This window comes from Enterobacter sp. BWH64 (assembly GCF_001037645.1).
Classification (GTDB): Bacteria; Pseudomonadota; Gammaproteobacteria; order Enterobacterales; family Enterobacteriaceae; genus Enterobacter; species Enterobacter hormaechei_C.
Genome location: NZ_KQ089922.1, coordinates 964,992 through 980,806 on the forward strand (window position 1 = coordinate 964,992; position 15,815 = coordinate 980,806).

General features: G+C 56.7%; 12 protein-coding genes and 2 tRNA genes. 10 read left to right on the forward strand and 4 right to left on the reverse strand.

Annotated features, from left to right (window positions below; genetic code table 11):
* Positions 1-14 precede the first annotated feature (14 nt).
* The 3 genes from mscM to rsgA form a co-directional block, all read right to left on the reverse strand.
* Positions 15-3,338 (reverse strand): miniconductance mechanosensitive channel MscM, encoded by a 3,324-nt coding sequence (gene mscM / locus SK50_RS04640; protein ID WP_045344776.1) that lies wholly within the window; start codon positions 3,336-3,338, stop codon positions 15-17.
* 19 nt (positions 3,339-3,357) lie between these two features.
* Entirely contained in the window at positions 3,358-4,326 is a 969-nt protein-coding gene (gene asd, locus SK50_RS04645) for an archaetidylserine decarboxylase (RefSeq protein ID WP_026080660.1), read from the reverse strand.
* A 97-nt stretch (positions 4,327-4,423) separates the two neighbouring features.
* Positions 4,424-5,476 carry a small ribosomal subunit biogenesis GTPase RsgA gene (gene rsgA, locus SK50_RS04650; RefSeq protein WP_003855964.1) on the reverse strand — a complete coding sequence of 351 codons (1,053 nt, stop codon included), beginning with the start codon at positions 5,474-5,476 and terminating at the stop codon, positions 4,424-4,426.
* Positions 5,477-5,583: 107 nt separating this feature from the next.
* Between rsgA and orn the strand changes: the two genes are divergently transcribed.
* The 3 genes from orn to SK50_RS04665 all read left to right on the forward strand — a co-directional run bounded on the left by orn (position 5,584) and on the right by SK50_RS04665 (position 6,522).
* Entirely contained in the window at positions 5,584-6,129 is a 546-nt protein-coding gene (gene orn, locus SK50_RS04655) for an oligoribonuclease (protein WP_003855965.1), read from the forward strand.
* 196 nt (positions 6,130-6,325) lie between these two features.
* Positions 6,326-6,401, forward strand: a tRNA-Gly gene (locus SK50_RS04660).
* Between the two features lie 45 nt (positions 6,402-6,446).
* Positions 6,447-6,522 (forward strand) — tRNA-Gly (locus SK50_RS04665).
* 270 nt (positions 6,523-6,792) lie between these two features.
* Here the strand turns inward: SK50_RS04665 and queG are convergent.
* Positions 6,793-7,932 carry a tRNA epoxyqueuosine(34) reductase QueG gene (gene queG / locus SK50_RS04670; protein ID WP_015572463.1) on the reverse strand — a complete coding sequence of 380 codons (1,140 nt, stop codon included), beginning with the start codon at positions 7,930-7,932 and terminating at the stop codon, positions 6,793-6,795.
* On the opposite strand from queG, the gene nnr reads away from it, so the two are divergent.
* From nnr to hflX, 7 genes are all read left to right on the forward strand, one after another.
* A complete protein-coding gene (nnr, locus tag SK50_RS04675) occupies positions 7,931-9,454 on the forward strand; it encodes a bifunctional ADP-dependent NAD(P)H-hydrate dehydratase/NAD(P)H-hydrate epimerase (RefSeq protein ID WP_032620824.1) in 1,524 nt (507 codons plus the stop codon). The two genes, queG and nnr, sit on opposite strands and share 2 nt — an antisense overlap.
* Complete coding sequence (gene tsaE, locus SK50_RS04680) at positions 9,447-9,908, forward strand: tRNA (adenosine(37)-N6)-threonylcarbamoyltransferase complex ATPase subunit type 1 TsaE (RefSeq protein WP_003855970.1); 462 nt, start codon at positions 9,447-9,449, stop codon at positions 9,906-9,908. The genes nnr and tsaE overlap by 8 nt, the downstream gene beginning before the upstream one ends.
* Before the next feature lie 16 nt (positions 9,909-9,924).
* Positions 9,925-11,262, forward strand: a complete 1,338-nt coding sequence (gene amiB / locus SK50_RS04685) for an N-acetylmuramoyl-L-alanine amidase AmiB (protein WP_015572465.1) — start codon at positions 9,925-9,927, stop codon at positions 11,260-11,262.
* 9 nt (positions 11,263-11,271) lie between these two features.
* Positions 11,272-13,116: a DNA mismatch repair endonuclease MutL gene (gene mutL / locus SK50_RS04690; protein WP_032670723.1), complete on the forward strand. Its 1,845-nt coding sequence runs from the start codon at positions 11,272-11,274 to the stop codon at positions 13,114-13,116.
* The gene (gene miaA, locus SK50_RS04695; RefSeq protein WP_017383956.1) at positions 13,109-14,059 is read left to right on the forward strand and encodes a tRNA (adenosine(37)-N6)-dimethylallyltransferase MiaA; all 951 of its coding nucleotides are present in this window, start codon (positions 13,109-13,111) and stop codon (positions 14,057-14,059) included. The genes mutL and miaA overlap by 8 nt, the downstream gene beginning before the upstream one ends.
* Positions 14,060-14,144: 85 nt before the next feature.
* Entirely contained in the window at positions 14,145-14,456 is a 312-nt protein-coding gene (hfq, locus tag SK50_RS04700; protein ID WP_003855990.1) for an RNA chaperone Hfq, read from the forward strand.
* A gap of 74 nt (positions 14,457-14,530) precedes the next feature.
* A complete protein-coding gene (gene hflX / locus SK50_RS04705) occupies positions 14,531-15,811 on the forward strand; it encodes a ribosome rescue GTPase HflX (protein ID WP_032670722.1) in 1,281 nt (426 codons plus the stop codon).
* Positions 15,812-15,815: the final 4 nt, after the last annotated feature.

Consider the following 15,815-nt stretch of genomic DNA (forward strand, 5'->3'; position numbering starts at 1 on the left):
GGAGGGGGAAAGGATTACAAACTTCCCGCCGGGCGCGTACGCGCCGCTGACGTCAACGTTCTTCCCGTCTTACGTCCGTCCAGCGTTTCCAGACGCATCTGGAACGGTGGGAACGGCATATCAATTCCGTGCTCGCGGAAGCCAGCCAGAATCAACTGGTGGATCTCATGGCGCAGCGGCATACGGTGTCCCATCTCGGCGGCGTAGATACGCAGCTCGAAAATCTGGATCCCCTGCTGCAAATCAACCAGGAACACTTCCGGCGGCGGGTTGTCGATTACCAGCGAACAGCGTTCAGCAGCCGTATAGAGGATCTGCGTTACCTCTTCGCTGTTGGCATCCGACGGAGCGGGTACGGTCAGCACCACACGCGTGACGGAGTCGGACAGCGACCAGTTGATAAACTGCTCGGTGATAAACGCCTTGTTCGGGACGATGATCTCTTTACGGTCCCAGTCGCTGATGGTGGTGGCGCGGGTGTTGATCCTGGTGACGCTGCCGGTGAGATCGCGGATGGTCACCGTATCGCCAATTCGAATCGGCTTTTCAAACAGAATGATCAGACCAGAGACGAAGTTGGCAAAAATCTCCTGTAAACCAAAACCCAGGCCTACGGTCAGGGCGGCAACCAGCCATTGCAGTTTTGACCATTCGATACCAATCATCGAGAAGCCAACCAGCCCACCAAACAGCATGATTAAATACTTGGTGATGGTGGTGATCGCATAGCCCGTGCCGGGGGTTAAATCCAGATGCTGCAACAGCGCCAGCTCCAGCAGGGCAGGGAAGTTACGGATCAGCTGCGTGGTGATGATCAGCACCAGAATCGCAATCAGCACGGCCCCTAAGGTGATGGGCTCCAGACTTTCGACCCCCTGCACCGTGGACGTCACATCCCATAAAGAGATGTTCTCCAGGAAGCCAAACGCGGAGTGGATTTCCGACCACAGGAAGATCACCGACAGCAGGGCAACCAGCATCAGAATTGAGCGTACCAGCCGCAGGGACTGGGTACTGATCGCATCCAGATCCAGTTCGACGTCATCGGCGTCTGTGGTCCCTTCGGTGCTGTTGACGTGGTTCGGCTCTTCTTCACCCCGCGCGCGCTGGGCCAGAATTTCTGCGCGACGGTGTTTGGCACGGTCAAACGCCAGACGACGACGCTGGATCAGCATGCCGCGGCGAATAACATGGTAGACCACCAGCAGCAGGAACCAGATAGCCACCGACGTTTCCAGTCGGGCGAGCAGCGCCTGCGCCGTGGCGAGATAACCGACCGCTGCCGCCAGCATCGCCGCCAGCGGCGCGCTGAGCAGCAGGTTCCACAGCAGACGGTTAAACATGTTATCGCCGCTGCCGGTCTTGTCGAGATAGAGCGGGATCCCGGCGCGTTTCAGGCTGAGCGTCACTACCGCTAACGCCCCGCAGATCAGCATAAAGCACAGCCGTCCCAGCGAGCCGGAGAACTCCCGGTCATTGAGATTATCGAACATGATCAACGCCATAATCAGCGGCACAATCAGCCCGATACTCATCAGGTAGTAACGCATCGCCCGCGCAACGCGATTACGCGGCCAGCCAAAGTGAGCGATGAACAGACCATTTGGCCGCGCAAACGTGGCGCAAATCATCACCACCCACAGCAGCGGAACGGTGGCGGTCACGCCATCGCCAATCGCGACGGCAAGCGGGTAGGGCCAGGCTTCACGCAGGCCGTATCCGAGCGTCATCCACAGCACCGGCAGCGGAGACGCGACCAGAATTGACCAGAACACAGTACGCAACGTCAGCCAGAAGTGATCCTGGGTTACTTTTCCCACTCGGGCGCTGGAGCGCTCAAGGAAACGGGTGAAGTGACGACGGGAATAAATACTGAAGCCCACCAGAATCAGCGCCCCCAGCAGCGGGAAGATGGTCTCCTTGCTGGTTATCATCATTACGCTGGCGAGGCCCAGCTGGCTGAAGGTGTCCAGCGAAATGAGGCGGCGCAGATCCTGCACAATCTCAATCGGCCAGGCGAAGGTCATCGGCCGCACGTCGGACGTCCAGAAAAGGTAACGGTGCGTGGCTTCGTTGACCTCTTTCAGCGCATCCTCCAGCTGGCTATTCGAGACTTTCAGCTTAGTCAGCTCAAGGATCAGCGTATCGCCTCCCTGCAACAGGGAATTGAGCAGTTCGCGTTGGGTGCGCAGCTGCGCTTCCAGAATACGACTTTGCTCGCCGGTGAGCGGCTGTCCGTCAGCCTGACGGATCTGGCGGATTTGCGGCTGCTTGTTGAGGAGATCCTCATAATGAAGACGCTGAACGCGCAACTGCGCCATCTCCGTATCAAGCTGCTGCGGTTTTGGCATCTCTGGCAGACGAGCCACCTGCGCGCGTAACGCTTCGCCCAACAGGTTAGACGAGCCAAGCCACTGGGACTGTTCACGCAGCGTGTTGAGCGCCTGACGAACCTGGAGGATTTGATTGGTGGCCTGACGCTGCTGCGAGGCCACCAAATCCATGCGCTGCGCCTGCTGATTCAGCGCGGCAGAAAGCTCGCGGTTAACCTTAAACTGGGCGACGATGCTGTCGGGCAGGTTAGCACTGTTTTCGGCCAGTAACTCGGTGCTTTCCAGCGCACGTTCAGCTTCACGCTGACGCTGGCTGTTGAGTTGATTTCTCAGCGCCTGGAGATATGCATCCAGCTGCTGGCTCTGCTTCTGCGCCAGCTCGGAACGCATCCGCGACAGCTCCTGGCGGTTGTTAGCGGAAAGCTGCGCCAGCTCCAGTTCATCAACCAGCGCTTTTAGTCTGGCGGATTCCGCCTGCAACCCAAGATTTTGCGCCTGATTCTGCGGTGTGCTGCCTGTCTGCGTCCCGATGCGGCGTTCCACCTCATTTAACTGACGGCGGGCATCGGTTTGCTGCTGTGGAAGCTGGCTGAGGGAATCGGCAATTTCACGCGCCCGTTCCTGCTCCTGCTGCGCCAGACGGCTTTTTTCCAGCAGTTGGCTGCTGACTTGCAGGATCTCCTGATTCAGCGCCTCGGACGTCATCCCCGCGGGGACCTGGCGTGGTTCATCGCGCAGGTTGTTTAGCTGCGAGCGCAGGGTCTGAGAGAGTTTGGGGAAGTTGTCGATAACCTGCTGGTACTGCTGCGCGCGCTCAAGGGAACCCTTTCGTTCCTCAAGCGCGTTCAGTGCAGACTGGAGCGACTCAACGGTCTCCGGCTGAGCGGGTTTCGCCGCTTTTGCCTGCTCCAGCTCCTGGGTTATCTGTTTGGCGTCGGGGGCCGTCGCTGCGTACGCCCCCATGCTGAGGCACCAGGCCATCAGTAATACGATAATCGGGCGCACGTCAGCGATCCTTCTGTTGTTAGCCTTCGTCTTTTTTGTCGTCAACCAGCGGGCTGGCGTCGTGCTCGGCTTTGATCTCTTCTTCCGGCAACGGGGCAGGCGCAACCTCTGGCGTCACAAAGACCTCCGTCGATACTGCCAGAGGCTGGCCGAGTTTGGTCACGGACAGGCTTTCCAGCTCGTCGACCAGGTTAACTTTGCCCGGTGCGAACAGGTTGATGACCGTTGAGCCCAGCTTGAAGCGACCCATTTCCTGACCTTTCAGCAGGGCCACAGAACCTTCTTCTTCGCCGGCAGGCCAGGTCCAGCGCTTGATCACGCCTTCGCGCGGCGGCGTAATGGTGCCCGCCCAGACGGTTTCGATGCTGCCTACAATGGTAGCACCCACCAGAATCTGCGCCATTGGGCCAAATTCAGTATCAAACAGGCAGATGACGCGCTCGTTACGGGCAAACAGGTTAGGAACGTTTTGCGCCGTCAGGTGGTTTACGGAGAACAGATCCCCCGGCACGTAGATCATCTCGCGCAGAATACCATTACACGGCATATGCACGCGGTGGTAGTCGCGTGGGGAGAGATAGGTGGTCGCGAAAGTCCCGTTACGGAACAGATCGGCCATTATGTAGTTACCGGCCAGCAGCGCTTCAAGGCTGTAGTTATGGCCTTTCGCCTGCAAAATTTTGTCGTCTTCAATTTTACCCAGCTGGCTGATCACGCCGTCCGCTGGCATCACCAGCACGTTCGGGTCGGTATTCAGCGGGCGCACTTCGTCGCGCAGCGGACGCACAAAAAATTCGTTGAAGGTGCGGTAGCTTGCCGTATCCGGCTTCTGCGCTTCTTTCATGTCGACCTTGTAGTATTTCACGAACAGGTCGATGACCAGTTTGGTCAGCCAGCCCGCTCGTTTGCTCGCGCCCCAGCCCGCCAGGCGAGTGAGCCACAGTTTCGGCAGAATGTATTGAAGCGAAAGTTTAAATGAGTTTAACAAGGTAGCCTCCAGGCCATTGTTTTGTCGTTCCTGATCCGGCATTACGCTGCCGGAACCTGAAAAAAGGGGACGATTTTAGCGACGCTTAGCTTAGTTGTCAGTTATCAGAATCAGAAAAGTTTTTACGCGTTTTTACCTGGTCCATGCTTTCGAGAATACGGTGGTAATTTTCGAAACGGGTTTCCGCAATTTCTCCGTTCTCTACCGCTTCGCGGATAGCGCAGCCCGGATCGTTGTCATGTTTACAGTCGCGGTATTTGCAAGCGCCTAAATAGTCATGGAATTCGACAAATCCGTTAAAGATTTGTTCCGGCTCGAGGTGCCAGAGACCAAACTCACGCACGCCCGGGGAGTCAATCACATCGCCACCGTGCGGGAAGTGATAGAGACGTGAGGCAGTGGTGGTGTGCTGGCCCAGGCCCGAGACGTCAGACACATCGTTGGTCAGGATCTCCTGCTGAAGGCCGAGCAGGTTGTTAAGCAGGCTCGATTTACCTACGCCGGACTGCCCCGCAAAGATGCTGATGCGGTCGGTCAGCGCATCTTCTAACGGCTTCAGGCCATCTTTGGTGCGGCTGGAAACCATCAACACGCGATAGCCAATGTTGCGGTAAATATCCATCTGCTCATTTACAAAGGCCATGGCCTCGTCATCCAGCAGATCGATTTTATTCAGCACGATGAGCGGCTCAACCTGTAGCGTTTCGCAGGCCACCAGATAACGGTCAATAATATTGAGCGAAAGCTCAGGCAAAATCGCTGAAACGATCACTATCTGGTTGATGTTGGCGGCAATAGGCTTCACGCCGTCGTAGAAATCCGGACGGGTCAGAACCGACGTGCGTTCGTGCACGGCTTCAACGATGCCTTTAACCGTTACCCCTTCCGCCGCCTCTTTGCCTGGACGCCAGACCACGCGGTCACCGGTCACCAGGGAACGGATGGTGCGACGGATATTGCAACGGTGGATATCCCCGTCGGCGGATTCGACATCGGCGTGCATGCCGAAGCGGCTAATCACAACGCCTTCTGTCGCTTCGCCAAACAGGTTGTCGTCGTAATCGGGCTTCTCCGTAGTGGTTTTAAGACGGCGCTGGTGATTTGCATTCACGCGGCGCTGCTGCCCTTTGGAGAGTTTATTTTTACTCAATCGCGCTGGCTCCTGGTCGCCCGTAGCGGGCAAAACCTCTATGATACACTCTAATTAATACTAGTTAACCTGCTACTGCCGGTTATGCGAGAAGGGTGGAAAATAACATGAGCGCGGACGAAAACAACCTGATTTGGATCGATCTGGAGATGACCGGCCTGGATCCCGAGCGCGATCGCATTATTGAGATCGCCACACTGGTCACCGATGCCAATCTCAATATTCTGGCGGAAGGCCCAACGATTGCCGTTCACCAGTCCGATGACCAGCTTGCGCTGATGGATGAGTGGAACGTGCGTACCCATACCGGCAGCGGGCTGGTGGAACGCGTGAAGGCCAGCACCCTGGGCGACCGCGAAGCGGAGCTGGCGACGCTTGAATTTCTGAAGCAGTGGGTGCCGGCAGGAAAATCGCCTATCTGTGGCAACAGCATCGGTCAGGATCGTCGTTTCCTGTTTAAGTACATGCCGGAGCTGGAGTCCTACTTCCACTACCGCTATCTGGATGTGAGCACCCTGAAAGAGCTGGCCCGCCGATGGAAACCGGAAATTCTCGACGGCTTCACAAAGCAGGGGACGCACCAGGCGATGGACGACATCCGGGAGTCTGTTGCGGAGCTGGCGTACTATCGCGAAAACTTTATTAAGCTCTGATTTTGCGATCCGGCGCCTTGCGTGGCCGGGTTTTTGTCGCTAAATTGTTCAGCTTGCCGATTAAATAAGCACTTGAACTGAATTTCAAAAAAATCGCTTTGAGGGGGGTTGCAGCTAAACGGATTTCTCGTATAATGCGCCTCCCGTAACGACAGAGAATTACACGTTACGACAGCAACAAAAGCAGTACAGATTTGCGGGAATAGCTCAGTTGGTAGAGCACGACCTTGCCAAGGTCGGGGTCGCGAGTTCGAGTCTCGTTTCCCGCTCCAAAATTTGAAAAGTATCGCAAGGTACGCCAGCACCAGAACACCCAAGCGGGAATAGCTCAGTTGGTAGAGCACGACCTTGCCAAGGTCGGGGTCGCGAGTTCGAGTCTCGTTTCCCGCTCCAAATTCTTCTTCATCTCCAGATTATCCACAGCGAAGTGCTTCGTTGGGGACGTTTTCTATTATGTCTGAAATACTCTTGTGAACAGAGTTATCCACAGAAACCGTGATAAAACCAGTCTGTACGAAATGTTAGCAGGGTGAATAATATCTTCGTAATTCATTGTAATTTATGAGGAAAATTTGATTTCAAAATGTTATTGAGATCACTTGACCTGTTTGCCAGAGCTGATGGCGCCTGAATTCTTATTTTTATTCACAGCCTGTGAATATATCACACATCCCGCGGCAGCCCTTTTTCAATCACCCTGACCAGGCGCTGTTTCTTCGGTAACTGCACTTCAACCACGCCCGCATTTCGCTTCTCAATTTGCTGCGCAATCGCCCATTCTATGTGCTCATCAAGAAGTGGGTGCTCACCTCTACGGCTTTCGAGCGCCTGAAGATTTGCTTCATCCCACGGGGCATTCCCCAGCGCAACGGCCACATTACGCAGCCAGCGCAGGTGGCCGATACGACGTATGGCGGAACCCTCCGTCACCTTCAGGAACCAGGCTTCGCTCCAGGCGAACAGTTCGATCAACTGCGGGGCATGTAACGCCTTGCGCGGACTGAAGTCTTCTTCGTCCGTCAACTGTGAATAACGGTTCCACGGACAAATCAGCTGACAGTCATCACAGCCGTAGATGCGGTTGCCGATAAGCGGACGAAATTCCTCTGGAATGGCGCCTTCCAGCTCGATAGTGAGATAAGAGATACAGCGGCGCGCATCAACGGTATACGGTTCGACAATAGCGCCCGTTGGGCAGATGGTCATACAGGCCACACAGCGACCACAGCCTTCTTCCACCGGACCGTCTACCGGCAGGGGTAAATCAATCAGCAGTTCACCCAGGAAAAAGAATGAGCCCGCGTCGCGGCTTAAGATAAGTGAGTGCTTACCTGTCCAGCCGAGCCCGGCTTTTTCGGCGATCGGGCGCTCAAGAATAGGCGCAGAATCGACAAAGGGTCTAAAATTCAGCGAAACACAGTGCTGCTGAATGGTTTCCCCGAGCTTTTTTAGACGGTTGCGCAGAAGTTTATGGTAGTCACGTCCCAGAGCGTATCGGCTGACGTAACCCAGCGAAGGATTTTTTAGCGTGCGCGCAAAGGCCGCGTTAGCAGGCAGATAGTTCATGCGTACGCTAATAACGCGAAGCGTACCCGGCAACAGCTCGTGGGGGCGGGCACGCATCATACCGTGACGCGCCATCCACTCCATCTCGCCGTGGTATTGTTTATCCAGCCATGCCTGGAGCTTAGGCTCGCTGGCAGAGAGGTCGGTGTCAGTAATACCGACCTTCTGGAAGCCCAGTTCAGCACCCCACTGTTTTATTTTTTGCGCTAATTCATTGAGATCGAGGGGCTGTGACATGACGGACCATACTGTGAAGAAAAACCCCGCAAGTATACCACATTCCATCTGGCATGCGGATGACCTCCGTCGGGCCGAGAAAGAGGCCGCAGATAGCCTCGGCATTACCCTTTACGAACTGATGCAGCGCGCGGGCGAGGCGGCGTTTAACGTGGCGCGTACGGCTTATCCGGAGGCTTCGCACTATCTGATCCTGTGCGGGCACGGCAATAACGGTGGCGATGGTTTTGTGGTGGCTCGTCTTGCGGTGGCGGCGGGGCTGCGCGTCACCCTGCTGGCGCTGGAGAGCGACAAGCCGTTACCGGAAGAAGCGGGCATGGCGAGAGAGGCCTGGCTGAATGCGGGGGGCATTATTCATGCGCCTGATATCGTCTGGCCCGAGGATGTCGACGTGATTGTTGACGGTCTGCTGGGGACGGGACTGATGCGCGCGCCTCGCGATGACGTCGCCGCGCTGATTACGCGCGCTAATGCGCACCCCGCCCCGGTGGTAGCGCTGGATATTCCCTCCGGCCTGATGGCGCAAACCGGCGTGACGCCGGGCGTGTCGATTGAGGCGGCGCGCACCGTGACCTTTATCGCCCTGAAGCCGGGTTTACTGACCGGTAAAGCGCGGGATGTCGTGGGCACGTTACACCACAACGCCCTGGGGCTGGAAAACTGGCTGGCCGGACAGGATACCCACATCACCCGCTTTGATGCCTCCCTGCTTGCACAGTGGCTGCCGCCGCGCCGTCCCACGTCCCATAAGGGCGACCATGGCCGACTGCTGATTATCGGCGGCGATCGCGGCACGGCAGGTGCGATTCGTATGACCGGAGAGGCCGCGTTGCGCAGCGGCGCTGGATTAATACGCGTGCTGACCCGCAGCGAAAACATCCCGCCCATTATTACCGCGCGGCCGGAGCTGATGGTCCACGAGCTTACCCCGCAGGCGATTGAAGAGGGTCTTGAGTGGGCGGACGTGGTGGTCATTGGTCCGGGCCTGGGTCAGCAGGAGTGGGGTAAACAGGCCCTGCAAAAGGCCGAGAATTTTCGTAAACCGATGCTCTGGGATGCCGACGCGCTTAACCTTCTGGCAATAAACCCGGATAAGCGTCACAATCGCATTCTGACGCCGCACCCCGGCGAAGCCGCACGGCTGCTTAACTGTAGCGTGGCAGAAATTGAAAGCGATCGCTTACTTTCAGCCCAACGTCTGGTAAAACGTTACGGAGGTGTTGCCGTTTTGAAAGGGGCGGGGACCGTTATCGCCAGCGATGGTGCGATGGGCATCGTTGATGCCGGTAATGCAGGCATGGCGAGCGGCGGCATGGGCGATGTGCTCTCTGGCATCATTGGCGCATTGCTCGGACAGAAACTTCCCCTTTATGATGCAGCCTGTGCCGGCTGCGTGGCCCACGGTGCGGCGGCTGACAGGCTGGCTGCTTGTTACGGAACGCGCGGTATGCTGGCCACCGATCTTTTTTGCACGCTGCGGCGTGTTGTTAACCCGGATGTGATTGACGTAGAAAATGACTAATCGAGCGATTCCTTTACCTGATGAACAAGCCACTTTAGATCTCGGCAAGCGCGTGGCGCAGGCCTGTCAGGGGGCGACCGTCATTTATCTGTATGGTGATTTAGGCGCGGGCAAAACAACCTTCAGCCGTGGCTTTTTGCAGGCGTTAGGCCATAACGGGAACGTAAAAAGCCCGACCTACACGCTGGTAGAACCGTACACGCTTGAAAATATCATGGTGTACCACTTTGATTTATATCGTCTTGCGGATCCTGAGGAGCTGGAATTTATGGGGATCCGCGATTACTTTGCCAACGACGCCATCTGCCTGGTGGAGTGGCCGCAACAAGGTGCGGGTGTGCTGCCTGACCCGGATGTCGAAATTCACTTAGATTACCAGGCACAAGGGCGTGAGGCGCGCATCAGTGCGGTTTCCTCATCAGGCTGTTCCTTACTGGCGCGTTTAGCCGGTTGAGCGTAGGGATAACGGGATGATTAATCGCGTTAAAGGTTGGGTGCTGGCTGCCACGGTCCTGCTGTGCGCGCAGGCCGGGGCGGCCAGCCTCTCGGATATTCAGGTGTCGAATGGCGATAGCCAGGCCCGTATTACGTTCAGCTTTATGGGCGATCCTGAATATGCTTTCTCACAAATCGACAGCCGCAGCGTGGCGCTCGATATTAAACAGACCGGGGTGATCCAGGGGCTGCCGCTCCAGTTCAGCGGCAACAATCTGGTGAAAAGCATCCGTTCGGGGACGCCGAAGGATGCGCAGTCTCTGCGTCTGGTGGTCGATCTCACCGAAAAGGGCAAGACGAAGGCGGTTAAGCAGCAAAACGGCGCCAATTATACGGTGGTCTTTACCATTAATGCTGATGTTCCGCCGCCACCGCCTGCACCTGTTGTAGCAAAACGCGTGGAGGCACCGGTTTATACCCCAAGGCCGTCTGAGCCAGCCCGTAATCCGTTTAAATCACAAAATGACCGACTTACCGCCGTGACCAGCAGCAACACGGTGACGCGTCCGGCGGTCAGCGCGCGGCGTACGCCGGTCAGTGGCGACAAAGTGATTATCGCCATCGACGCCGGACACGGCGGGCAAGATCCTGGCGCGATTGGCCCGGGCGGCACGCGGGAGAAAAACGTCACTATCGCCATTGCCCGTAAGCTGCGTGCGCTTCTGAATGACGATCCGATGTTTAAAGGGGTCATGACCCGCGACGGAGATTACTTTATTTCAGTGATGGGACGCTCGGATGTGGCGCGTAAGCAAAACGCCAACTTCCTGGTGTCGATTCACGCGGATGCTGCGCCGAACCGTAACGCCACCGGCGCGTCGGTATGGGTGCTGTCGAACCGTCGCGCCAACAGTGAAATGGCGAACTGGCTTGAAGAGCACGAGAAGCAGTCTGAACTGTTAGGCGGGGCAGGCGATGTGCTGGCAAACAGCCAGGCCGATCCGTATCTCAGCCAGGCGGTGCTGGATTTACAGTTCGGTCATTCTCAGCGCGTCGGGTATGATGTCGCCACTAACGTACTGAGCCAGCTGCAAAGCATTGGATCGCTGCATAAGCGTCGCCCTGAGCATGCAAGCCTCGGTGTCCTGCGTTCGCCGGATATTCCGTCGATTCTGGTAGAGACGGGCTTTATCAGTAACAACGGCGAAGAGCGCCTGTTGGGCAGCGACAGCTATCAGCAGCAAATTGCCGAAGCGATTTATAACGGTCTGCGTAAATACTTTGACGCGCATCCGCTTCAGTCTGCGCCGCAGGGCGGGGCCGCCCAGACGGCAAGCGCCGCGCTGCCGGGTGAGATGACCGCGACTAATTAAGGAGAGTTCATGCCGATTCAGGTTCTACCGCCGCAGCTCGCGAACCAAATCGCCGCCGGTGAGGTGGTGGAACGCCCTGCGTCGGTGGTGAAGGAACTGGTGGAAAACAGCCTCGATGCAGGGGCGACCCGCATTGATATTGATATCGAACGCGGGGGCGCAAAGCTTATCCGCATTCGTGATAACGGCTGTGGCATCAAAAAGGACGAGCTGGCGCTGGCGCTGGCGCGTCATGCCACCAGTAAAATTGCCTCACTTGACGATCTGGAAGCGATTATCAGCCTGGGTTTTCGCGGCGAAGCGCTGGCCAGTATCAGCTCCGTTTCCCGCTTAACGTTGACCTCCCGCACGGCCGACCAGCAGGAAGCCTGGCAGGCCTACGCCGAAGGGCGTGATATGGACGTCACGGTTAAACCTGCGGCGCACCCGGTAGGCACCACGCTTGAAGTGCTGGATCTCTTCTATAACACGCCCGCCCGGCGCAAGTTTATGCGAACCGAGAAGACCGAATTCGGACATATCGACGAGATCATCCGCCGCATCGCGCTGGCGCGCTTTGATGTCACCCTCAACCTCAGCCATAACGGTAAGGTGATGCGCCAGTACCGCGCGGTGGCGGAGGGTGGACAAAAGGAGCGTCGGTTGGGCGCCATCTGCGGCACACCGTTTCTGGAAAAAGCGCTGGCCATTGAGTGGCAGCATGGCGATCTGGCCCTGCGCGGCTGGGTTGCCGATCCGAACGCCAGCAGCGCCGCGTTCGCAGAAATCCAGTATTGCTACGTCAACGGCCGCATGATGCGCGACCGCCTGATTAACCACGCTATTCGACAGGCCTGCGAAGATAAGCTCGGCGCCGATCAACAGCCCGCCTTTGTGCTTTATCTGGAGATCGACCCGCACCAGGTTGACGTTAACGTGCACCCCGCCAAGCACGAGGTGCGTTTCCACCAGTCTCGCCTGGTGCATGATTTCATCTACCAGGGCGTTGCCGCTGTATTGCAGCAGCAGGCAGAGCCAGAGTTGCCGCTGGCAAAAGAAGAACCCGCGCCGCGCCCACTGCCGGAAAACCGCGTGGCGGCCGGGCGTAACCATTTTGCCGAACCGGCGGTAGCGCGCGAGCCGGCTGCTCCACGTTTATCCCCGGTGGGCAACGCGCCGCGACCAACCGGTGCCAACTATCCCAACGCTCAGCCGGGCTACCACAAACAGCAGGGGGCGCTGTACCGCAAACTGCTGGATACGCCGGCGGTGGAGCATAAAGAGCACATCACGGTTTCAACCCCCTCTCTGGATGGGCATAGCCAGAGTTTTGGTCGGGTATTGACCATTATTGCTCCCGACATGGCGTTGCTTGAACGCGAAGGTAAACTGCTGTTGCTGGCGCTTTCCGTGGCGGAGCGCTGGCTCAAACAGGCGCAGTTAACCCCGGGGGTGAATGCCGCCTGCGCGCAGCCGCTGTTGATCCCCGTTCGCCTGAAAATATCCCCTGAAGAAACAGGGGTTTTGCGGCGCGTGCAGACGCAACTGGCCGAAATGGGGATTGAAATCGTACTGGACGCGCAGCATGTGACAATTCGCGCAGTGCCTTTACCCTTACGCCAACAAAATTTACAAAACTTGATTCCTGAACTGATAGGCTACCTGGCGCAGCAAACGACGTTTGATGCCGCCGATACCGCGCAGTGGATCGCCCGCCATTTGGCCAGCGAGCATGCACCGTGGAGTATGGCGCAGGCGATTACCGTTCTGGCGGAGGTGGAGCGCCTCTGTCCACAGCTGGTGAAAGCGCCTCCAGGTGGTTTGTTACAACCTGTTGATTTACAAACGGCGATGACCGCCCTGAAACATGACTGATGTAAGTAAGGCGAGCCTGCCAAAGGCGATTTTTTTAATGGGGCCAACGGCCTCCGGTAAAACGGCGTTAGCCATTGAGTTACGTAAAGTTTTGCCAGTAGAGTTGATTAGCGTTGATTCAGCCCTCATCTACCGAGGGATGGACATCGGCACGGCGAAGCCCAACGCAGACGAACTGCGTGCGGCACCGCACCGTTTACTGGATATTCTCGACCCGGCACAGGCTTACTCCGCGGCAGATTTTCGCCGCGACGCCTTAGCCGAGATGGCCGAGATTACCGCCGCGGGACGCATACCGCTGTTAGTTGGCGGCACGATGCTCTACTTTAAGGCGCTGCTGGAGGGGTTATCGCCTCTGCCATCGGCCGATCCGGAAGTGAGAGCGAAGATTGAGCGGCAGGCGGCAGAGCAGGGGTGGGACGCTTTGCACAGGCAACTGGAAGAGATTGATCCGGTTGCCGCAGCGCGGATCCACCCAAACGATCCGCAAAGGCTTTCCCGGGCACTGGAAGTTTTTTTCATTTCGGGTAAAACTTTAACGGAACTGACGCAAACGTCAGGAGACGCTCTGCCGTATCAGGTGCATCAGTTCGCCATCGCCCCGGCGAGCCGTGAACTGCTCCATCAACGAATTGAGCAGCGTTTTCATCAGATGTTGGCTTCAGATTTTGAAGCAGAAGTGCGGGCGCTTTTTGCCCGTGGAGATTTGCATACGGACATGCCTTCCATTCGTTGTGTGGGATACCGCCAGATGTGGTCGTATCTTGAAGGTGAGATTTCATACGATGAAATGGTTTATCGAGGTGTTTGCGCCACGAGACAGTTAGCGAAGCGCCAGATCACCTGGTTACGCGGTTGGGAGGGTGTTCACTGGTTAGACAGTGAAAAACCACAACAGGCGTTAAACGAAGTGATTGAGGTTATTGGTGATATCGCTGACTGAATGTGTACAATTAAGCCGTATCGTGCGCAATTTTTCAGAATCGCAAGGTTCTAAGTACAAAACAAGCATATAAGGAAAAGATAGAATGGCTAAGGGGCAATCTTTACAAGATCCGTTCCTGAACGCATTGCGTCGGGAGCGTGTTCCAGTTTCTATTTATTTGGTGAATGGTATTAAGCTGCAAGGTCAGATTGAGTCTTTCGATCAGTTCGTGATCCTGTTGAAAAACACGGTCAGCCAGATGGTCTATAAGCACGCGATTTCTACTGTTGTTCCGTCCCGTCCGGTATCTCATCACAGCAATAACGCTGGCGGCGGCACTGGCAGTAACTACCATCACGGCAGCAACGCGCAGGGTTCTTCAACACCAGCGCAGGACAGCGAAGAAACCGAATAAGGTTTTGGGCTGTTATCCACACGGGGAGCCAGGGATCCTGCGTTCCCCGCTGATCTTTTTAGAGAGGTTTACGCTTGTTTGACCGTTATGACGCCGGTGAGCAGGCGGTGCTGGTACACATCTATTTTTCGCAAGACAAAGATATGGAAGACCTCCAGGAGTTTGAATCTCTGGTCTCTTCCGCCGGTGTCGAAGCAATGCAGGTGATTACCGGTAGCCGTAAAGCGCCGCACCCGAAGTACTTTGTTGGTGAAGGTAAAGCAGTTGAAATTGCGGATGCCGTAAAAGCAACCGGCGCATCCGTTGTGCTGTTTGATCATGCGCTGTCTCCGGCTCAGGAACGTAACCTGGAAGCTCTCTGCGAATGCCGTGTAATCGATCGCACGGGGTTGATCTTAGATATTTTTGCTCAGCGTGCGCGTACCCACGAGGGTAAGTTGCAGGTTGAGCTGGCGCAGTTGCGCCATCTGGCGACGCGTCTGGTGCGTGGCTGGACACACCTTGAAAGACAAAAAGGCGGGATTGGTTTGCGCGGCCCGGGTGAAACCCAGCTCGAAACCGACCGCCGTTTGCTGCGTGGGCGTATAACTCAGATCCTTTCACGTCTGGAACGTGTAGAGAAACAGCGCGAACAGGGGCGTCGGGCGCGAACGAAAGCCGATATCCCAACGGTGTCGCTGGTGGGTTATACCAACGCCGGTAAATCCACCCTGTTTAACCAGATAACCGAGGCCCAGGTGTATGCCGCAGACCAGCTGTTTGCGACCCTGGACCCAACCCTGCGCCGTATTGACGTCGCAGACGTGGGTGAAACGGTGCTGGCGGATACCGTAGGGTTTATCCGCCATCTGCCGCACGATCTGGTCGCGGCGTTTAAAGCGACGTTGCAGGAGACGCGTCAGGCGACCCTGCTGCTGCATGTGATTGATGCGGCAGACGTACGCGTGCAGGAGAACATCGACGCGGTGAACGTGGTGCTCGAAGAGATCGACGCCCACGAAATTCCCACCCTGTTGGTGATGAACAAGATCGATATGCTGGACGATTTCGAACCGCGTATCGACCGAGACGAAGAGAACAAACCGATTCGGGTCTGGCTGTCTGCTCAGGCCGGGATTGGTGTGCCACTGCTTTTCCAGGCTTTGACAGAACGTCTTTCCGGTGAGGTAGCTCAGCACACGCTGCTACTGCCGCCACAGGAAGGCAGGCTGCGCAGCCGGTTTTATCAGCTTCAGGCGATAGAAAAAGAGTGGATGGAGGATGACGGCAGCGTGGGGATGCAGGTGCGTATGCCGATCGTTGACTGGCGTCGCCTCTGTAAACAAGAACCTGCGCTGGCGGACTATATCGTCTGATCAG